The organism is Microlunatus spumicola (genome assembly GCF_039536445.1).
GTDB classification, from domain to species: Bacteria; Actinomycetota; Actinomycetes; order Propionibacteriales; family Propionibacteriaceae; genus Microlunatus; species Microlunatus spumicola.
On record NZ_BAAAYR010000001.1, the window covers coordinates 735,307 to 755,710 of the forward strand.

The 20,404-nt window shown below is 72.7% G+C and carries 14 protein-coding genes; 2 read left to right on the forward strand and 12 right to left on the reverse strand.

Annotated elements, in window-relative coordinates; all coding sequences use genetic code 11:
- Positions 1 to 25: 25 nt before the first annotated feature.
- The 6 genes from ABD665_RS03315 to ABD665_RS03340 form a co-directional block, all read right to left on the reverse strand.
- Positions 26 to 1,702 (reverse strand): alpha/beta fold hydrolase, encoded by a 1,677-nt coding sequence (locus tag ABD665_RS03315; RefSeq protein WP_204912241.1) that lies wholly within the window; start codon positions 1,700 to 1,702, stop codon positions 26 to 28.
- Positions 1,703 to 2,005: 303 nt separating this feature from the next.
- Positions 2,006 to 3,376: a DUF222 domain-containing protein gene (locus ABD665_RS03320; RefSeq protein ID WP_204912240.1), complete on the reverse strand. Its 1,371-nt coding sequence runs from the start codon at positions 3,374 to 3,376 to the stop codon at positions 2,006 to 2,008.
- A gap of 106 nt (positions 3,377 to 3,482) precedes the next feature.
- Entirely contained in the window at positions 3,483 to 5,513 is a 2,031-nt protein-coding gene (locus tag ABD665_RS03325) for an ABC transporter ATP-binding protein (RefSeq protein WP_344741044.1), read from the reverse strand.
- Between the two features lie 49 nt (positions 5,514 to 5,562).
- Positions 5,563 to 6,291 carry an aspartate/glutamate racemase family protein gene (locus ABD665_RS03330; RefSeq protein ID WP_344741046.1) on the reverse strand — a complete coding sequence of 243 codons (729 nt, stop codon included), beginning with the start codon at positions 6,289 to 6,291 and terminating at the stop codon, positions 5,563 to 5,565.
- The gene (locus ABD665_RS03335; RefSeq protein WP_204912239.1) at positions 6,288 to 7,847 is read right to left on the reverse strand and encodes a cytosine permease; all 1,560 of its coding nucleotides are present in this window, start codon (positions 7,845 to 7,847) and stop codon (positions 6,288 to 6,290) included. The genes ABD665_RS03330 and ABD665_RS03335 overlap by 4 nt, the downstream gene beginning before the upstream one ends.
- A gap of 100 nt (positions 7,848 to 7,947) precedes the next feature.
- Positions 7,948 to 8,475 (reverse strand): DUF1697 domain-containing protein, encoded by a 528-nt coding sequence (locus ABD665_RS03340; protein ID WP_204912238.1) that lies wholly within the window; start codon positions 8,473 to 8,475, stop codon positions 7,948 to 7,950.
- 175 nt (positions 8,476 to 8,650) lie between these two features.
- On the opposite strand from ABD665_RS03340, the gene ABD665_RS03345 reads away from it, so the two are divergent.
- Positions 8,651 to 9,928, forward strand: a complete 1,278-nt coding sequence (locus ABD665_RS03345) for an ANTAR domain-containing protein (RefSeq protein WP_204912237.1) — start codon at positions 8,651 to 8,653, stop codon at positions 9,926 to 9,928.
- Between the two features lie 70 nt (positions 9,929 to 9,998).
- On the forward strand, positions 9,999 to 11,885 hold the full coding sequence (locus ABD665_RS03350; RefSeq protein WP_204912236.1) for a CheR family methyltransferase: 1,887 nt from the start codon (positions 9,999 to 10,001) through the stop codon (positions 11,883 to 11,885).
- On the opposite strand, the gene ABD665_RS03355 is transcribed toward ABD665_RS03350, so the two are convergent.
- From ABD665_RS03355 to ABD665_RS03380, 6 genes are all read right to left on the reverse strand, one after another.
- Complete coding sequence (locus ABD665_RS03355; protein ID WP_204912235.1) at positions 11,814 to 12,965, reverse strand: chemotaxis protein CheB; 1,152 nt, start codon at positions 12,963 to 12,965, stop codon at positions 11,814 to 11,816. The genes ABD665_RS03350 and ABD665_RS03355 overlap by 72 nt on opposite strands.
- Before the next feature lie 114 nt (positions 12,966 to 13,079).
- Positions 13,080 to 13,460 carry a hypothetical protein gene (locus tag ABD665_RS03360; RefSeq protein ID WP_204912234.1) on the reverse strand — a complete coding sequence of 127 codons (381 nt, stop codon included), beginning with the start codon at positions 13,458 to 13,460 and terminating at the stop codon, positions 13,080 to 13,082.
- A 38-nt stretch (positions 13,461 to 13,498) separates the two neighbouring features.
- Positions 13,499 to 14,878: an MFS transporter gene (locus ABD665_RS03365; RefSeq protein ID WP_204912233.1), complete on the reverse strand. Its 1,380-nt coding sequence runs from the start codon at positions 14,876 to 14,878 to the stop codon at positions 13,499 to 13,501.
- Positions 14,879 to 14,946: 68 nt separating this feature from the next.
- Positions 14,947 to 15,282 (reverse strand): Rieske 2Fe-2S domain-containing protein, encoded by a 336-nt coding sequence (locus ABD665_RS03370; protein ID WP_204912232.1) that lies wholly within the window; start codon positions 15,280 to 15,282, stop codon positions 14,947 to 14,949.
- Positions 15,279 to 17,819: a nitrite reductase large subunit NirB gene (nirB, locus tag ABD665_RS03375; RefSeq protein WP_204912231.1), complete on the reverse strand. Its 2,541-nt coding sequence runs from the start codon at positions 17,817 to 17,819 to the stop codon at positions 15,279 to 15,281. Before nirB ends, ABD665_RS03370 begins: the two co-directional genes overlap by 4 nt.
- Positions 17,819 to 20,404, reverse strand: coding sequence for a molybdopterin oxidoreductase family protein (locus ABD665_RS03380; RefSeq protein WP_344741053.1), 2,586 nt, complete (start codon positions 20,402 to 20,404; stop codon positions 17,819 to 17,821). The genes nirB and ABD665_RS03380 overlap by 1 nt, the downstream gene beginning before the upstream one ends.

A 20,404-nucleotide genomic window follows, 5' to 3' on the forward strand; every position in this document is an offset into this window, starting at 1 on the left:
CCGGACGCGCTGGTCAGGGCCGGGTTCAGCGCGGGAGAGCCGCCCGACGAAGGGTGGACAGCTCCTTCGTCGACGACCGCTCCGCCTGCTTCTTGGCCGCCGCCGACCGCGCCGCGGGCTCCGGCCGGGGCAGCGGGTCGCAGGTCACGTCGGCCTTCTTGCCCGACTTCCGCTTCGGCAGCTCGCCGGTCGCGAGGTAGGCCGCGATCCGGTCGTCGACGCAGGCGTTGCCGTAGAGCGAGCCCGCGTGGGTGGTGCCGCCGGGCTCGGCGATCAGCCGGGCCTTCGGGAACCGCTTGCGCACCTCGAGGCTGCCCGCGTACGGGGTCGCGGCGTCGAGCGTCTCGTTCACCATGAGGAGGCTCTTGACCTTGCGGCCGTCGATCTTGAGCTCCTTCTGCTGCTGGGCGGGCCAGTGCCGGCAGGGCTCGTTGTACCAGGTGTTCGCCCAGGTCTCGTACGGCGCCTTCCGGAAGATGCGCCAGCTGTCCTTCTCCCAGGTGCTCCACTTCTGGGGCCAGTCCCTGGTGTCCGTGCACTGCACGCCCAGGTAGACCGCGTAGCCGTTGTCGGCCTTCGGGTCGTCGGCGTCGTAGCCGCTGGAGTCGAGGTAGGCCGCCTCGAGCGCCTTGACGTCGTCGTCCCGGACGAAGCGCGAGAAGGTCTCGGCGAGGCCGGTCCAGGAGGACTGGTAGTAGCCGGCGTAGAGGAACGCGTCGATCCACTCGCTGCCGCCGAGCTGGCCGCCCTTGCCCTTGACCGGGTCGGCGTAGAGCTTCTCCTCGGTGCGGTAGAAGAGCGACCGCACGGCCTTCTGGGTCGTGCCCAGGTGGTAGACGCTGTCGTGGTCGGCGACCCAGCCGAACCAGATGTCGATGTTCACGTCGAACGCCTCGTCCTGGTCGAGGTTGGCGTCGTACCAGATCTTGCGGGGGTCGACCGTGCCGTCGAAGACGACGCGGCGCAGGCGCTTGGGGTAGAGGGTTCCGTAGACCTGGCCGAGGTAGGTGCCGTACGAGAAGCCGTAGTAGTTGATCTTCTTCTCGCCGAGCGCCTTGCGGATGCTCTCCATGTCCTTCGCCGAGTCGACCGTGGTCAGGTGGTCGAGGATCGGGCCGTTCTTCTTTGCGCAGGCGTCGGTGTAGGCGTTCGTCTTCGCGAACCACGCCTCGCTCAGCGCGGGGCTGGCCGGCACGTAGCGGGGCCGGTCGTAGCCGGCGAAGGTCGGGTCGCACGAGACCGCCGGCTCGGAGTCGCCGACGCCGCGGGGGTCGAAGCCGATCCAGTCGTAGCTGTCGCCCGCGCCGTCCGGGACGTACTGCCCCAGCGTCGCCAGGCCCAGCCCCGAACCGCCCGGGCCGCCCGGGTTGACGAGCATCACGCCCTGGTCCTGCTTGGTCGTGTGGGCGACGCGCGAGATCGCGATCTTGATCTTCGTGCCGTCGGGGTGGTCGTAGTCCAGCGGGACCGTGACCTTGGCGCACTCCGCCTTGGCGTCCTTCAGGCTCGACGACGAGCAGGACCCCCAGACGGGCGCGGGCGGGGTGTACGACCGGGCCGACGTGGCGGCGGACGTGCGGGAGGACGCCGGGGCGGTGCCGGCCGCGGGTGCCGCCGTGGCCGACGGGGCCAGGAGGGCCCCCGACGCCAGCAGGGTGGCGACAGCGGCACCGGTGGCGAGGGCGCGTGAGCGCAGGGTCATTCGTTCTCGCTCTCAGAGGGGGAAGACGGAGCGAGCACACGCTCGCACGGACAGTTGCCAGACCTATGGATCTCCTGTCAGGTCCGGCGTGGCGTAGGTGGCTCACGTGGCCTAAGTGGCAGACGTGACGACTGCGCGCGACGGGCGAGGACCGCCGGCCGCTTCACGACAGGCAGGCACTATCCAGGCACCATCGCGGGTGGAGCCGACCCCTCCGGGGCCCTTCGACAGGCTCAGGGGGCGTAGGACGGCAGGCGCAGCTCTGAGGCTGCCCCTGCTGTTCCGAGCGGCGCGACGCGGACGTCATCGGCGCAGCACCTCGCCTCGTTGTCGGGCGAGCACCCGTACGTTGCGCAGCGGTCGCTGATCGGGGTCGACCCACCTCGGCGGCACCCAGGCGGGGAGGCCGTCGACCATCAGGCAGGTCCAGCCCCGACCCGCGAAGTTGTGGTGGTGCCACGCGCACAACAGCGTCAGGTTCTCGAGATCCGTCGCGCCGCCGTCGACCCACGCGGTGACGTGGTGGCGTTCGCACCACTCCGGCGGACGGTCACAACCCGGGAAGCTGCACCCGCCGTCACGGGCGACCAGCGCCACCGTCTGACCCGGCGTCGCGAGGCGGCGGGTCCGGCCCAGCTGCAGGACCACGCCGGTCGGGCTCACCACGGTCGGGTAGACCTCCGCCTCGCCGGCCAGGTCCACCACCGTCTCGGCCGACATCACCGTGCCGTCGCTGCTCACACCCCAACGCCGGCGCGCGACCAGGTCACCCTCAGGGATCGTCACGATCACGGTCGCCGGGGTGCCGCCCGCGTCGGGCAGGGTGCCCGAGCGGAGGAGCCGGTCGCAGACCTCTTCCAGCGCGTCGTGGGTGCGTTGCCCGTGGTGGCGCGGGTCGTCCTGCTGGACCTCACGCCCGTCGTCGAGCACCACCGTCGCCAGTCGGGGTTTCGCCAGTGGACCCAGGACCGCACGGAGCTTCGCGCCGACGGGCCCGGTGAGGCGTCCCTCGACCGACCACATCCCGTCGCGCAGCCGCGTGAACGCCAGGTGCCGCCGATCCTGGTTGAGGTCCTCCTGCGGTCGGGTGCCGTCCGGGTCGATCCGCTCCACGACCTGCTCGGCCAAGGTCCGCAGCTCGCGCGGCGGGAACACGACCGCGAACTGGGCCAGGAGCCCGTCCGCCGCCTCCAGGTCCGCCGGGTCGAACCCCCGATGCTCCACCTTCGCCAACGCCCGGACGCACACGTCCAGCTGCTCCGGCGACGCCATCCCCGCCCGCTGCACCCCCGCCAACGCCGGACGCAACGGCTCCGACGCCTCCCCGGTCATCGCCACCCGCACGCCCAGCGCCTCCGCCGCCCGGACCCGACGGGCCGCCTCCCCACGCGACAGGCGCAGGGCCCACGACAGCACCGCGGTCACGTTCGGCTGGGTCAGCTTGGCCGGGAGGTTCCGCGCCTCGACGTCGCGGACGGCGCGATGGTCCACCAGCGCCAGGCCGTTGCGGACACGTTCGAGCTCCTGCAGGAACCGCACGAACCCCCCGTCGTCGAGGGCGTCACACCCGCCCGCCTCCACTACCTCGACCAGCCCGTCCGCAGCGGAACGGAACGCCTCGAAGGCGCGACCGACCGACGTCGCTTCGCGCTCCTCGACCCCCGCGATCCCCATGAGACGAACCTACGGAGACCCTCTGACACTTTCCGAATGCCTGTTCGATTACATCGGTCGAGCTTTGCGCCCCTTGACCACCCGGGGCGGCTCCACCCCGAGAACCTCAGACCGACACGTCCGCCCGGCGGCGTCCGCGCTGGCCGTCCTCGGGGTCGCAGAACGTGCGGCCGTCGGTGAACAGGACGCCGTCGGCGAACCTGGCCTCGACCTGACCGCCGCCGAACTGCTCGGTGTAGAGGCGGGCGTAGAGGCCGCCCTGGGCGAGGAGCTCGGCGTGGGTGCCCTGCTCGACCAGCTCGCCGTCCTCGAGGCCGAAGATGACGTCGGCGTTCTGGATGGTCGAGAGCCGGTGGGCGATGGCGATGGTCGTGCGCCCGTGGGTGGCGCGCTCGAGCGCGTCCTGGACGAGCCGTTCGGTCTCGGTGTCCAGCGCCGAGGTCGCCTCGTCGAGGATCAGCACCCGCGGGTCCTTGAGGAACACCCGCGCGATGGCGAGGCGCTGCTTCTCCCCGCCGGAGAGCCGGTAGCCGCGCTCCCCCGTGACGGTCGCGTAGCCGTCGTCGAAGCTCATGATCCGGTCGTGGATGTTGGCGTTGCGTGCCGCCTCGTGGACCTCCTCCTCGGTCGCGGCGGGGCGGGCGTACGCGATGTTGTCGTAGACCGTGCCGTGGAAGAGGTACGGCTCCTGGGTGACCATCCCGACCGTCTCGGCGAGCGAGTCCATGGTCAGGTCGCGGACGTCGACGCCGTCGACGAGCACCGCCCCCTCGGTCACGTCGTAGAAGCGCGGGACGAGGTAGGTCATCGTCGTCTTGCCCGAGCCGGACGGGCCGACGATCGCGGCGAGCTGGCCGGGCTCGACCCGGAGCGAGAGGTGCTTGAGCGTCCAGCCGTCGCCGGGCGGGCGCGGCGAGGTGTCGTCCTCGCTCACCTGCGGAACCGTCGCCTCCCGCTCCCCGGCGAAGCGCGGTCCCCGGCCGGCCGGGGCGGTCAGCTCCCGCGGCGCCGGGTAGCGGAACCACACGTCCGCGAACTCGACCGAGCCGCCGGTCGGGCCCGCGGGCAGGGCCTGCGCGTCGGGCCGCTCGACGACGGCGGGCTCGAGGTCGAGGTACTCGAAGATCCTCCGGAACAGCGCCAGCGACGTCTGCACGTCGAGGGTCACGCGCATCAGCTGGATCAGCGGCATCTGCAGGCGGGCCTGCAGCGTCGTGAACGCGACGAGCGTGCCCGCGGTGAGCGTCGCCGCCCCGACGCTGATGCGCCCCGTGATGATGAAGCCCGCCGCGAGGTAGATGAGGGCCGGCGTGATCGCGAAGAACGTCTGGACCACGGCGAAGAAGGCCCGCCCGGTCATGGCCTGCTCGACCTGCAGCCGGGTCTGGCGCGCGTTCTCCTCGCGGTAGCGCTGCACCTCGGAGTCCGCGCGGTTGAAGACCTTGGCCAGCAGGATGCCGGAGACCGAGAGCGCCTCCTCGGTGATCGCGGTCATCTCCGACAGCGACTCCTGCGTACGCCGCGCCAGCCGTTGCCGACGCTGCCCCACCCGCAGCTGCAGCCAGACGAAGAGCGGCATCAGGACGAGCGTGATGATCGTCAGCTGCCAGCTGAGCACCACCATGGCGATGAAGGCGGAGACCACGGTCACCGAGTTCTGCACGATGGTCGTCGCGGTGTCCGTGAGGACCGTCCGTACGCCGCTGACGTCGTTGGCCAGCCGGGACTGGATGGCGCCGGTCTTGGTGGCCGTGAAGAAGGCCAGCTCCATCTTCTGCAGGTGCGCGAAGAGGTCGCCGCGCAGGTCGGCCATCGCCGAGTTGCCGATGGTGCTGGTCAGCAGGTTCTGCCCGATGCCGATCAGCGCCGTGGCGATGGGCACCACGCAGAGCCCGGCCACGAGCCACCCGAGCAGGTGGAAGTCCGGCGGTCCCCCGTTCGTCGGGAACAGCGCGGAGTCGAAGACGGCCTTGGTCAGGAACGGCGACAGGATGCCGAGCAGCGCGGAGACCACCACGGCGAGGCCGACGAGGAGCATCTTGTTCCGGTACGGGGCGAGCATCCGCGCGATCCGCCGCAGCGTCGTCGGTGAGCCCTCCCCCACGGCCGGGTCCACGACCACGCTCGCCTGCGTCATGGCGCGAGCCTAGGCCGCGGCCCGCCCGGCCCGGCCCGGAGCCGCGCCGCTACCGGTAGTCCTTGGGCAGCGGCGGCGCGTACTCGCTCCGGGTGCTGGTGCGCAGGCCGAGCTTGACCAGCGACTCGACCAGCACCACCGCCGCGCTCACGCCGTCGATCACCGGGACGCCGACCTGCTCCGACACGTCCTGGCAGAAGTCGGCCATGCCCGCGCAGCCGAGCACCACCGAGTCGGCCTCGTCGTGCTCCACCGCCCGTCGGCAGAGATCGACGACGAGCTTGCGGGCGTCCGACGCGGGGTCGTCCAGCTCGAGGACCGGGACCTCGCAGGCGTAGATGCTGCGGCAGTGCGCGGCGAACCCGTACCGCTGCACGAGGTGCTCGGCCTGGCCCATCGTGCGGGCGAGCGTCGTGACCACGCTGAACGAGCGGCCGAGCAGGGTCGCGGCGTGGAAACCCGCCTCGGCGATCCCGACGACCGGGCCGGACGCGAGCTCGCGCGCGGCGTCCAGGCCGGGGTCGCCGAAGCAGGCGATGACGAACCCGTCCACCCCGTCGGCCTCGGCGGCCGCGATCTCGGCCAGCAGGCCGGGCACGGCCAGCGCCTCGTCGTAGTGGCTCTCGATCGACGCCGGCCCGTGCGCGTTGGTGATCGCGACGACCTCGGTCGAGGGGTCGACGACCCCGCGGGCTGCCGCGGCGATCGTCGCCGTCATCGCCTCCGTGGTGTTCGGGTTGACCACGGCGATCCGGCGGCGGACCGCGGCGGGGCTCACTGGCCGACCCCGGACGTCGCCACCTCCGCGTCGCGGTCGAGGTGGGCGATGCGCGGGTTCACGCGCTCCAGGAGGGTGAAGGCGAGGAACCCGAGCCCGCAGCCCACGAACCAGCTGAAGTCACCGGCGTGCGACAGGATCGCGCTGGCCGAGTCGGCCCAGACCACCCCGCCGACCAGCACCAGCACGATCGCCGGGACGCCGCCGATCAGGACCGAGGCGACGGCGTTCGGGTTGTAGCCGTTGCGGAACCAGTAGCGCTTCGACGGGTCCATCGAGTACATGTCGTCGACCCAGACGCGCTGCCTGCTGACCACGTAGTAGCCCGAGATCAGGATGCCGAACAGCGGACCGATCAGCGCGCCGAGGATGCCGAGCGTGAAGAGGATGCCCTCGTCGCTGTTGTACCAGTTCCACGGCGTCAGGAGCACGGAGCCGACGGCGGCGATCATGCCGCCCATCCGCCAGCTGATGCGCCTGGGGTTGACGTTGGAGAAGTCGAAGGCCGGGGAGATGAAGTTCGCGACGATGTTGATCCCGACCGTCGCGATGACGAAGGTCAGGCCGCCGAGCAGGATCGCGAACCCCGAGTCGATGCGCTGGACGGTCTCGATCGGGTCGGTGATCATCTCCCCGAACACCGGCACCGTGGCCGAGGCGGTGACGACGGTGAGGATCGAGAAGAAGAGGAAGTTCAGCGGCAGCCCGAGCCAGTTGCCCTTGCGCACCGCCTTGAACGACCGCGCGTAGCGCGAGAAGTCGCCGAAGTTGAGCATCGGTCCGGAGAAGTAGGACACCACGGCGGCGACCGCGGCGATCATGACCGGGATCGAGGCGCCGAGGCTGAGCTGCTCGGACGAGAGGTTGAGGCTGATGTTGCCGAGACCGGCCTTGGCGACGAGGTAGACGCACAGGATGATCATGACCACGTACACGGCGGGGCCGGCCCAGTCGATGAACCGCTTGATCGCCTCCATGCCGCGCCAGAACACGGCCGCCTGCGCCACCCAGAGGATGGCGTAGCAGAGGTAGCCCAGGGGCGAGAGCCCCAGGAAGGTCGTGCCGTCGAGCGCGGCGGAGAAGCCCGGCGCGAACTTCAGGAAGATGATCATCAGCGACGTGGCCGCCAGGTAGGTCTGCACGCCGTACCAGGCGATGGCGATGCAGCCCCGGATGATCGCGGGGATGTTCGCGCCGCGGACGCCGAAGACCGCCCGGTTGATCACCGGGTAGGGCACGCCGGTGATCTGGCTGGGCTTCGCGACGAGGTTGCAGAACACCATCACGATGCCGATGCCGACGACCAGCGCCACGAGCACCTGCCAGGCGGCGATGCCCAGGCTGAAGAGCGCGCCCGCGGTCACGTAGCCGCCGACGCTGTGCACGTCGGACATCCAGAAGGCGAAGATGTTGTACGACGACCAGGTCTGCTTCTTGAGCGGCGCGAGGTCGGTGTTCGCGAGCCGGTCGTCGTACTCCGGCTTGACCAGGCCGTCACCCCCCGGGTGGCCCGCGGGCTCGAGGACGTCGTGGTGAGCAGGCGCGGTTCCGGTCATGGCGGCTCCCGAGGGGGTGGTGGTGCCGATCACGCTAGGGACGGCCCGCGACACCGGGGTTGCGCGCGTGTAACGGGTTCGCGCTTTCTCCGGGCCGCCGCTAGGAAGCCGTCGCCCGGCTGACGATCGCCGCCACGGTGCCGACCGTGCGGGTGGTCAGGCCCACGCCGACGACGCGGGCGAGACCGGCGGCCAGGACGCTGCGGGCCTGCCCGTCGCCCCAGCGGACCCACACCTCGCTCCCGGCGACCGCGTACGGCTCGGCCGCCGTCGCGACCGCGCCTATCCGGGCCTCCGCACCCTCCGGCGCGGGACCGGCGAGGAAGCTGATCGTGACCTGGCCGGGTCCCTCCGGGAGGGGGTCCGCCGTCAGGAGCCCGGCGAGCCGCGCCACCGACCGGACGGTCACCCCGACCGTGGTCCCGTGCTCGGCGAGCAGGGCGTCGGCGAGCTCGCGCCCGACGACCTCCGCGGGCCTGCCGGTGGAGAGGACGAGGTTGCCGCTGCTCGCCCAGGTCCACACGTCGTCGTGGCCCAGCTCCCGCGCGAGCGCGGCCAGCCGGGGCATCGCCACCCGCCGCGATCGGCCGAGGTTCACCCCGTGCAGGAAGGCGACGTACGTGGTCACGCGCCCTCCCGGTTCCCTCGGCACCGCACGGTCCCGCTCGCTGCGTCACGGTTCGGGCGGGCACCCCTACGGGTCTGTTAGGACCACCCGCTTACGCGTTAAGTTGGAGAACGGACCGAATCTCGAACGCTGGGGGGCCCATCATCTCCGACACGAACCGACCTCCGCGAGGGCGGTGCTGCCGCTCCCGCGGGTCGTCGACATGACCGTCGACGCCGCGGAGCTCGAGCAGCTCCTGACCGACCTGGGTCGGCGCCGCACCCGGATCACCTCGCTCGCGAGCGCCCACGTCCAGGACGAGGCGCTGCTGCAGGAGCTGGCGGAGCTGGGCGAACGGCTGCAGGTCGCGGACGAGGAGCTCCGCGTGCAGCAGGAAGAGCTCGAGGCGGCCCGGCTGCGGCTGCGCGAGGAGTCGGCGGACCGCGAGCTGTTGTCCACCACCGTCCCGTCGGTCCGCACCGACGCGCGCGGCCACGTCCTGACCCTCAACCTCGCCGCGGCGCGGCTCACCCAGCGTTCCAGCGCGCGCGGTCCGCTGCGCCCGCTGGCGGGCTGGTTCGTGGTCCAGGACCGTCCCGCGGTACGCGACCTGGTCACCCGGGCCGTGCGGCACGCCTCGCCCGCCACCGCCCCCGGCCTGCGGCTGGCGCTGCCCGACGGCAGCGAGGTCGTCACGGCCGTGGAGGTCGAGCCCGAGGCCCGCGACGACGGGTCGGTGTCGCTGCTGTGGCGCTTCCCGGGCGAGGCGCAGGCCACGCCCCTCGACCTCCGTCCGCTCCGGGACCTGGTGGCGGAGGACCTCGCCTCGCTGGCGCTCGAACTGGCACGCCACCGTGGCGCCGAGGACGTGCTGAAGGCGGTGGCCGACGCGCTCGTCCGCCTGGTCCCGGGAGCCGCGCAGGTCGCGGTGAGCGTGCTCCGCCGGGACCTCGTCGAGCTGACCGCGGCCTCCGCCCCGGCGGCGGCCGACGTCGAGGCCTGGCAGCTCGCCCTGGGCGAGGGTCCGGCCGTGGCCGCCACGAGGAGCAGGGGGACGGTCGTCGTCGTCGACGACCTCGCCGTCGAGCCGCGCTGGCCCCACCTGGGGGTGGTCGAGGAACGGCACGGCCTCGTCAGCGTGGTGTCGGTCGCGGCGTCGCTGCCCGGGGTGACCCGGACGCTCGTGCTGAGCTGGTACGGCACCTCGCGCGCGGCCTTCGCGGACGAGGACGGCCGTCGCCGCGCCCTGCTCGCGGCCGCGCACGCCGCCGCCGCGGTCGACCGCGCCGTGCACGAGGACCACCTGCAGGCCGCCATCGCCCACCGCCAGCTCATCGGCGAGGCGGTCGGGATGGTCGCGGTCCGCGAGTCCCTGACCCGGGAGGCCGCGTTCGCGCTGCTCGCGCAGCAGTCCCAGCGCAGCAACCGCAAGCTCGTCGACCTGGCCCGCGACGTCGCGGAGTCCCACGACTGACCGGTCCGTCGGTCGTTCGGCCCGTGGGCGCACGGGTACTAGAGTCGGCGCCGGGCGCCGAGGAGGACCGATGAGCGACACGGCTACGACCTCGGAGGACCCGGGGCCGGTGGGACCGGAGGACCGGCAGTTCGAGCAGCTGCTGGAGTTCCTGCGCGAGGTCCGCGGCATCGACTTCACCGGCTACAAGCGCCCGAGCCTGATGCGTCGCGTCCGGCACCGGATGGGCGAGCTCCACCTGACGTCGTTCGACGAGTACCAGGACCTGCTCCAGCTCCAGCCCGACGAGTTCGCGACGCTCTTCAACACGGTCCTCATCAACGTCACGAGCTTCTTCCGCGACGCGGACGCCTGGACCGAGCTGCGCGAGCGGCTCGTGCCGCAGCTGCTGGCCCGGGCGGACGGGGCCCCGATCCGGGTGTGGAGCGCCGGGTGCGCGTCGGGCCAGGAGGCGTACAGCATCGCCATGGTGCTGCACGAGGCGCTGGGGCCGGCGTTCCGGGAGCGCGTGAAGATCTACGCGACCGACGTCGACGAGCACGCGCTGAACGAGGCCCGCCAGGCCAGCTACGCCGAGCGGGAGCTCGACGGGCTGCCCGAGGGCTTCGCCGAGCGCTACCTGGACGCCGTGGGCGGCCGGTTCGTCGTGTCCTCGGAGCTGCGGCGCGCCGTGATCTTCGGGCGGAACGACCTCACCGTCGACGCCCCGATCTCGCGCATCGACGTGCTGCTGTGCCGGAACCTGCTGATGTACTTCAACGCCGAGACGCAGAACCGGGTGCTCGGCCGGCTCGGGTTCGCCCTCAAGCCCGACGGCGTGCTGTTCCTCGGCAAGGCCGAGATGCTGCTCAACCACGCGGACCTCTTCGAACCCATCGACCTCAAGCGGCGCTTCTTCCGGCGCATCCGGCTGGACGTGGCCGAGGGCGCGGGGTTCAGCGAGAGCGCGGTCCGCCGCCCGCGGGCGGTGGTCGCCGACGACACCGGCCGGCTGCGCAACGAGATCCTGCTCAACAACCCGGTCGCCCAGCTGGCGGTGGCCTCCGACGGGCGCCTGGCCATGATCAACCACCGGGCGAACGCGATGCTCGGCCTCTCCGACCGCGACCTCGGACGCCCCTTCCAGGACCTCGACGTCTCCTACCGCCCGCTCGAGCTCCGCCCGCACCTGCGGGCGGTGACCGAGACGCGGACGGCCGCCTGGCTCCGCGAGGTCGAGTGGCGCCGGATCGGGCCGGACCCGGTCTACCTCGACATCCAGCTCGTCCCGCTGACGGACAGCGAGGGGGGCGTGCTCGGCGTCTCGATCAGCTTCACCGACGTGACCCGGTTCCGGCAGCTGCGGGTCGAGGTGGAGACGGCGAACCGGCAGCTCGCGGCCGCGTACGAGGAGCTCCAGTCGACCAACGAGGAGCTCGAGACCACCAACGAGGAGCTGCAGAGCACGGTCGAGGAGCTGGAGACCACCAACGAGGAGCTCCAGTCGACCAACGAAGAGCTCGAGACGATGAACGAGGAGCTGCAGTCCTCCAACGACGAGCAGCAGAGCAGCAACGACCAGCTCCGCGAGCGCACCACCGAGGTCGGTGAGCTGAACGAGTTCATGGGCGCGGTCCTCGGCAGCTTCGGCGGCGCCGTCGTCGTCCTCGACCAGAACCTCGTCGTGCGCGTCTGGACCCCGCAGGCCCAGGAGCTGTGGGGCCTGCGGCCGGAGGAGACCATCGGGCAGTCCCTCCTCGACCTCGACAGCGGCATGCCGGCCGCCGAGCTGCACCCGCTGCTGCACGCCGTGGTCGTCGGCGACGCGCCCTCCGTCCGGGACCACCACATCTCCGCCGTCAACCGGCGCGGCCGCACGATCGACCTCGAGGTGGCGATCACCCCGCTACTCCGCTCGAGCGGTCCCGGGACCGCCGGCGCCCTCCTCCTCATGGAGGACGTCACCCCGGACGTCTGAGCCGGGCGCGAGGACCTCGGGCGGCGACGTCGCCCAGGACTCCGCCTCCCGGCGCAGCTGCCGCGCCCGGCCGCTGACCTCGGCGGCGTAGGCCAGCAGCCCGGAGTCGTCCGCGGGGCCCGTCGAGGTCAACCGGCCGAGCACCGCCGACTGCTCCTCGAGCGCGGCCACGGCCGCCCAGAGCTTGGCCTCGGACGCCTCGGCCTGCGCGGCCGCCAGGGTCTGCGGCGAGAACCGGTGACCGATGTGGCAGGCGAAGTAGGTGATCTGCGGCAGGTCGACCTCGGCCATGGCTCCGCCGCAGTCCGGGCACGCGAGCCGGGTGAGCCGGGCCTCCCCGGCCGCGAGGAAGTCGGGGTCGCCCGCGTCGACCATGGTCGCCGGCCGGTGCTCGTGCTCGTGCTCGTGCTCGTGCGCTGCGGCGATGCGTGCTGACATCCGGGCCTCCTCGTCCGTCGTGCGCTGCGTGATGAGGGTCAGGGCCGCGACGCTGCTGCGGCCGAGCTCGGGCGCGGGCACGGCTCGGGCGCCCGGGGCGGCGGCGAGCGCGGCCGCCGGCATGCTGGTGAAGTCGGCGTCGGCCTGGACGAGGACGGTCCCGCCCGCCCGGGCCACGAGCGCGGCGCCGACCGCACCGTCGTCGAGCACCCCGCTCAGCACGACGGCCACCGTACGAGGCCCGTACCGCGACGCCGCGCTCGCGAGCATCACGTCCACCGAGGGCCGCTGGCGGTTGACCCGGGGCCCGCTGCTGAGCCGCAGCCCTTCCGCGTCGACGAGCAGGTGGCGTCCCGGCGGGGCGACGTAGACGCGGCCCGCCCGCAGGGGCTCGCCGTCGGCCGCGGCGGCGACGGGCAGGGCCGTCGCCCGCTGCAGGATGAGGGGCAGCCGGCTCCGCGCGTGCTCGCCGATGTGCTGGGTGACCAGCACCGCGGCCGGCAGCTCGGCCGGCAGGGCGGAGACCAGGTCCACCAGCGGCTCCAGGCTCCCCGCCGAACCCCCGACCAGCAGGACGGCGTCTGCCCGCGGCCCGGCCGAGGGCTCCGCGGTCGCGTCGTGGTCGGTGTCGAGGTGGGGCACGAGCGTGGGCCTCCCGGCGTGCGGCAGCGGCTGCGCTGCCTGCTCAACGCCTGGTTCCGTTCTACACCAGGAGGGCACGTCCGGGCCGGAGGTCCCCGACGCGACCCTTGAGGGTCAGGCGTGCGGGACGTCGTCCGCCGCACGCTCGTCGGCCTCGGCGGCCGCGCGGTCGCGCTCCGCGGCACGGTGGTGCTCCGCCGCCTCGTCGTCCCGGCCCTTGGCGCTCGCCCGCACGGCGGCGGCGGCGTGCAGGGCGGCACTGGACCGGTGCGCCTCGGCGGCGAGCCGGTGGGCCTGCCGGTCGTGGCGCAGGGACTCCCCCGCCGCGCGTTCGGCGTTCTCCACGTCGGCCGGCGTGACCGGCCGACCGGCCGCGAGGTCCGCGCTGCGGTGCCGGAGCTCCGCGGCCCGCTCGCCCGCCTCGCGCGACCGCTCGGCCGCCCGACGGGCACGGTCCGTGCTCGCGGGCTCCGCGGGGACGTCGTCCGGGCTCATGTCCCCAGGCTAGAGCGTCCGGTGCCCGCCCGACCGGGTCAGACGCCGACCAGGCGACCGGGACGGTTGCGGATGAACACGAGGTAGGTGACGACCACGCAGACCACGTAGAAGGCGATGAAGGCGACGTACGCGCCGTTGCCGTTCTTGAGCGTGAGGAACGACTGGCGGAAGGCCAGGTTGACCAGCACGCCACCGAGGCCGCCGATCGCCCCGGCCAGCCCGATGAGGGCGCCGGCCCGCCGGCTGGCGAGCCGGGCGCGGAGGTCGGCCGCGGTCCCGTCGTCCGCCGCGAGGTCGGCCTTGGCCGAGAAGATCGCCGGGATCATCTTGTAGACCGACCCGTTGCCGAGCCCGCTCAGCACGAAGAGCAGCACGAAGCCCGCGATGAAGGTGGGCAGCGAGTGGGCCAGCGAGGCCAGGAGCACCACGACGGCGCCGAGCGCCATGGCGACGAAGGTGACCGCGCTGACCACCGAGCCGCGGTAACGGTCGGCGAGCGCGCCGCCGACCGGGCGGACGAACGACCCCAGCAGGGGTCCGAGGAAGGTCAGCGCCGCCGCCTTGACCGGCACCGGGAAGTCCTCGGGGAACTGCACCAGGAGCACCTGGCCGAAGGCGAAGCCGAAGCCGATGAACGAGCCGAACGTCCCGATGTAGAGCAGCGAGACGATCCAGGTCTGCGGGTGGCGCATCACCTCACGGATCGCGCCCCTGGCGTTCGACGCCATGGTCAGGTTGTCCATGAACAGGGCCGACAGGACCGTCGACACGACGATCAGCGGGATGTAGATCCCGACCATGATCTTGGGGTGGCCCGCCCCGGAGACGGCCAGGACCAGGAGGCCGACCAGCTGCACGACCGCGACGCCCAGGTTGCCGGCGCCGGCGTTGATGCCCAGCGCCCGGCCCTTCAGCCGGGCCGGGAAGTAGGAGTTGATGTTGGTCATCGACGAGGCGAAGTTGGCCCCGCCGACGCCGGCGAGCATCGCGCCCACGAGCACGGTGGCGAGCGAGACGCCGGGCTCGAGCACGACGGCGATGTAGATCGTCGGGACCAGCAGCAGCAGCGCGGAGATGATCGTCCAGTTCCGCCCGCCGAACTTCGCGACCGCGAAGGTGTACGGCACCCGCAGGACCGAGCCGACGAGCGCGGGGGTCGCGGTGAGCAGGAACTTCTCCGGCGCGGTGAAGCCGTACGCGGGTCCCATGAACAGCACGAGCACCGACCACAGGCTCCACACCGAGAAGCCGATGTGCTCGGACAGGACCGAGAAGACGAGGTTCCGGCGGGCGACCCGCTGGCCCGACGCCGCCCAGAAGGCCGGGTCCTCCGGGCGCCAGTCGTCGATCCAGCGGCCGCCGAGGTGGCGTTCGGCGGCGGCGGACAGCTCCGGCGTGGTGGTCGTCTGCGTCATGGCGGGTCCCTCGGGTCGGGTGGGCGGAGCGGGGGTCGGCGGTGGAGCGGGTGGGACGGCGGCGCGGGTCAGACGGTGAGGACGATCTCGTCACCGTCCAGGCGCACGTCGTAGCGCCGCAGGGGCGCGGCGCCGGAGGTGGAGCAGCCGGTGTCGAGCTCGAACGCGTTCAGGTGCAGCGGGCAGAGCACCACCCGCAGGTCGGTCTGGCCGTCGGCGATGGGGCCGCCGCGGTGCGTGCAGACCGCCGACAGCGCCCGCACGCGGCCGTCCCGGATCCGGAACACGGCGACCTGCTGACCGGCGACGTCGAAGGCGCGGCCCTCGCCGTAGGGGACCTGCTCGATCGGGCCCAGCCGGTGCTCGACGCCCGCCCCGACCTCGGCCTCGACCGACGCGCTCACCAGGCACCGCCGAGGAGCTCGGTGGCCCGGTCGGCCGGCACGTGCGGCAGCACCTCGAGCGGCAGCGCCGTGCGGAACTGCCCGGGCGTGACGGGTTCGCGGCCCTGGGTCCACGGGTCGACGTGGGTGTCGGCGTGGAGCTGGACCGCGGCGTCGAGCCGCTCCGCGATGCCCTCGGAGTCCTCGACGACGACGGCCCGGACGTGCTCGATGCCGACCCGCGGCACCCAGGCGTACGTGCGCTCGAGCCAGCTCGCGCTCTCGCGGTAGTACTGCAGGAAGCGGCCGGTGATCGTCTTGGCCTCGTCCGCGGTGTCGACGGTGCAGAGCAGGTCGCCCTTACGGATGTGCGCCCCGGCGGCCCCGCCGACGTAGATCTCCCAGCGCCCGCCCTCGATCGCGACGATCCCGACGTCCTTGCAGAGCGACTCCGCGCAGTTCCGGGGGCAGCCGGAGACGGCGAGCTTCATCTTGGCCGGCGACTCCATGCCCTGCATGCGGGTCTCGATCTCCACCCCGAGGCGGGTCGAGTCGCCCGTGCCGAAGCGGCAGAACTCCTGCCCGACGCAGGTCTTCACGGTCCGGAACGACTTCCCGTACGCGTAGCCCGACGGCATGTCCAGGTCGGCCCAGACGCCGGGCAGGTCCTCCTTCCTGATCCCCAGGAGGTCGATCCGCTGGCCGCCGGTGAGCTTGACCATGGGGACCTGGTACTTGTCGGCCACGTCGGCGATGCGCCGGAGCTGTTCGGCGGTGGTGACCCCGCCGCGCATCTGCGGGACGACGGAGAAGGTGCCGTCGCGCTGGATGTTGGCGTTGACCCGGTCGTTGATGAACCGCGAGTCCTTCTCCTCGACGTAGTCCTCGCCCCACATCATCTTGAGCAGCGACGCCAGCCCCATCTTCGACCTCGCGTCCTCGGCGCCGTCCGGGGCGAGCGCCGCGAACACGGCCGACGGGGTCATCAGCCGCTGCTCACGGATGATCTCCATCAGCGGCGCCTTGGCCATCGGGATCCCCGGCACGTAGTACGCGGCGGCCGGGTCCTCCTCCACCGCGCCGCCGGCCGCGTGCTCGACGAGCTGGGCGACCAGGCCCTTGCAGGTGCCGCAGCCCTTGCCGGCACGGGTGGAGTCCATCACCCCCGAGACGGTCTTGCAGCCGCCGTGCACGCAGTCGACGATCGCCTTCTTGGAGACGCCGTTGCAGTTGCAGACCTGGGCGTCGTCGGCGAGCTCGGCGACGCCGACCTCCTCGGACGGCCCGCCGAGGTCGAACATCAGCTCCACCCGCTGCTCGGGCAGCGGCAGCCCACGGTCGAAGGCCTGCTGCAGGAACGCGACCTTGGAGCTGTCCCCGAGCAGCGTCGCGCCGACGATCTTGTCGTCGCGGATGACGATCGACTTGAACACGCCGCGCTTGGGCTCGGAGAAGACGATGTGCTCGTCGGTCTCCTTCTCCGGGGAGGTGAGCCCCATCGAGGCCACGTCGACGCCGGCCACCTTGAGCTTGGTCGCGGTGCGCGAGCCGAGGTAGGCCGCGCCCGGGTCGTTCCCGGTGATCTGGTCGGCCAGCACCACGGCCTGCTCCCACAGCGGGGCGACCAGGCCGTAGACCTCGCCGCGGTGCTGCACGCACTCGCCGACGGCGTACACGTCGTCCTCGTCGACCACGCGCATCTGGTCGTCGACCACGATCGCGCGCTCCACCGTCAGGCCGCTGACCACCGCGACCTCGGTGTTGGGCCGGATGCCGGCGGCCACGACCACCAGGTCGCACTCCAGCTCGGCCCCGTCCTTGAGCCGCAGGCCGCGCACCCGGTCCGGCCCCCACACGTGCGTCGCGCGGTTGCCGCAGACGACGTGGATGCCGAGCGCCTCCATGCTCTGGCGCAGGATCTCGCCGCCCTCGGGCCCGAGCTGGGCGTTCATCAGGTGCTTCGGGGAGTGCACGACGGTGACGTCCAGGCCGTAGTGCTGCAGGCCGCGCGCCGCCTCGAGCCCGAGCAGCCCGCCGCCGATGACGACCGCGCGGTGGTGCTCCTCGTGCGTGGCGTGCTCGATCATCGCGTGCGTGTCGTCGATGGTCCGGAAGGCGAAGACGCCGCGCAGCAGGGACCCGTCCGCACCCTTGAGCCCCTCCATCGGCGGCATGAACGACCGGCTCCCGGTCGCGATGATCAGCTCGTCGTACGGCTCGGTGCGACCGTCGTCGGTGATCACCACCTTGCTGATCCGGTCGATGCGGTCGACGCGGACGCCCGCGTGCAGCGTGATGTCGTTCTCGGCGTACCACGCGAGGGAGTTCAGGTAGATGTCGTCGTGGCTCTCCTCGCCCGACAGGACGTGGCTGAGCATGATGCGGTTGTAGTTGCCGTACGGCTCGTCGCCGAACATGGTGATCGCGAACAGGTCGGCCCCGCCGCGGGCCAGGATCTCCTCGACCGCCCGCGCGCCGGCCATGCCGTTGCCGATGACGACGAGGCGGCGCCGGTCCCCCTGCGACCGGCTCGACGGCCGTGCCTCGACGGCCGTCATCAGTGCTCCACCAGGCCCAGGTCGACGACGAGGGTGCCGGTCAGGCCCTCCGGCGCGAGCAGCCGGAGCTCGATCAGCGACCCGCCGTCGATGTCCTCGACGACGCGGAGCGGCACGTGCACGTCGGCCTTGGCCCCGATCGGGAAGTAGCGCATGGCGACGCCGTCGCGCATCAGCACGAGGCTCACGAGCTCGTCGCTGGAGTTGCCGCCGCGGAAGTAGAGCGCCTGGCTGACCACGCCCTCGGGGACGAGGTGGCTGAGCTCGGGCGAGAGCGGCGCGGGCTTGTCCATGCCGGCGCCCTCGAAGGCGAAGACGCCCTGCAGGAAGCGGTTCTGAGCGAGCATCGGGAGGTCCTTACGTCGGGACGGCTGGAGTCTCTGGTTGAGCGTCGGTCGGGTGGGGGCGGACAGGGCGGTGTGGACGGGCGGGCGGGTGAGCAGCTCGTCCTCGTCGGGGGCGCCGAGGCGGGACACGGCGACGGCGCAGGCCTTGAAGGCCGGCATCTTCGAGTGCGGGTCGAGCGCCGGGTTCGTCAGAGCGTTCGCGGCCGAGGCGCCGCCCCAGTGGAACGGCACGAACACGGTGTCGGCCCGGATGTCGTCGCTGACCTGCGCCCGGAACGTGGCGGCGCCGCGGCGGGTGCTCAGCAGCACGATGTCCCGGCTGCCGATCTCCAGCCGCCGGGCCAGGTCCGGGTGCAGCTGCACCTCGGGCTGCGCCGACGACTGGCTGGGCGCCGGCACCCGGCGCGTCTGGGTGCCGCTCTGGTACTGCGCCATCAGCCGCCCGGTCGTCAGCACGTACGGGTAGTCGGCGTCCGGCGTCTCGGCCGCCTCCGCGTGCTCGACCCGCCGGAAGACGGCACGTCCGTCCGGCGTCGGGAACGTCTCGGCGAAGAGCCGCGGCGTGCCCGGGTGCGGCGCTCCCCCGTCGGTCGTGGTGTCGGGGCACGGCCAGAAGACGCCCTGCTCCGCGTCGATCCGCGCGGGGGTGATGCCGGAGTAGTCGGCGAGGCCGCCTGCGCTGGCCCGGCGCAGCTCGGCGAACACCTCGCCCGGGTCGGCCGAGAAGTACCGGCCGCGGCCCAGCCGCTCGGCGAGCTCCTTCATCACCCAGAGGTCGTCGTGCACGCCCGTGGGCGGCGGCAGCGCCTGCCGGCGGCGGATCACCCGGCCCTCGAGGTTCGTCATCGTGCCCTCCTCCTCGGCCCACTGGGCCGTCGGCAGCACGACGTCGGCGAGCTCGGCGGTCTCGGACAGGAAGATGTCGGAGACGACGAAGAGGTCGAGCGCCTCGATCCGGGCGCGCACCCGGTTGACGTCGGGGGCGGAGACGACGAGGTTCGAGGCCATCAGGACGAGCGCGCGCACGCCGCCCTCGGCGCCCATCCGGTCGAGCATCTCGAACGCCGACACCCCCACGCCGGGCAGCTCGTCGGGGTCGATCCCCCACACGCCGGCCACGTGCGCGCGGTCCGCGGGGTCGGCGAGCTTGCGGTAGCCCGGCAGCTGGTCGGCCTTCTGGCCGTGCTCGCGCCCACCCTGCCCGTTGCCCTGCCCGGTGACGGTGCCGTAGCCGGACCACGGCTTCCCCGGCAGCCCGAGCGCGAGCGCGAGGTTGATCCAGGCCTGCGCGGTGTCGGTGCCCTGGCTGTGCTGCTCCGCGCCGCGGGCGGTGAGGATCATGGCGCTCTCGGCGGTCAGCGCGTCGAGCGTCTGCTGCAGCTGGGCGACCGGCACGCCGGTGATCCGCTCGACCCGGTCCGGCCAGGACGAGGCGACGCCGGCCCGCACGGCCGCGAACCCCCGGGTGCGGGCGGCCACGTACGCCTCGTCGACGCGGCCCTGCCGGACGGCGAGGTGCAGCAGGCCGTTGGCCAGGGCGAGGTCGGTGCCGGGCCGCGGCGCCAGGTGCAGCGTGGAGCCGGCCGCGGTGGCCGTGCGGCGCGGGTCGACCACGACGTGGGTGGCGCCGTCGGCCCGGCCGGCGTCGAGGTGCTGCATCGCCGGGGGCATGGTGGCGGCCGGGTTGGAGCCGACGAGCACCACGGTCCGGGCCCGGGCCACGTCGGACAGCGGGAAGGGCAGGCCGCGGTCGATGCCGAACGTCCGGTTCGCCGCGGTCGCCGCCGAGCTCATGCAGAACCGGCCGTTGTAGTCGATCATCGAGGTCCGCAGCGCGACCCGGGCGAACTTGCCGAAGGCGTACGCCTTCTCGTTCGTCAGCCCGCCCCCGCCGAAGCAGCCGACCGCGTCGCGCCCGTACGCGGCCTGCGCGGCGGTGATCCCGTCGACCACCCGGCCGAGCGCCTCGTCCCAGGTGGCCTCGCGGAACGGGCTGCTCCGGTCCCCGCGCACCGTGCGGACCAGCGGGTGCAGCAGCCGCTGCGGGTGGTCGAGCAGCGAGGTGGCCGTCCAGCCCTTGGAGCAGAGGCCGCCGAGGTTCGTCGGGAAGTCGGCCTGCGGCTCGAGCGCGAGCGGCCCGGGCAGCCCGGGCACCGTCGGGCGCAGCTCGATGCCGCACTGCAGGGAGCAGTACGGGCAGTGCGTCCGGGTGGCTCCGGACGTGGGCGGCGCGCTCAC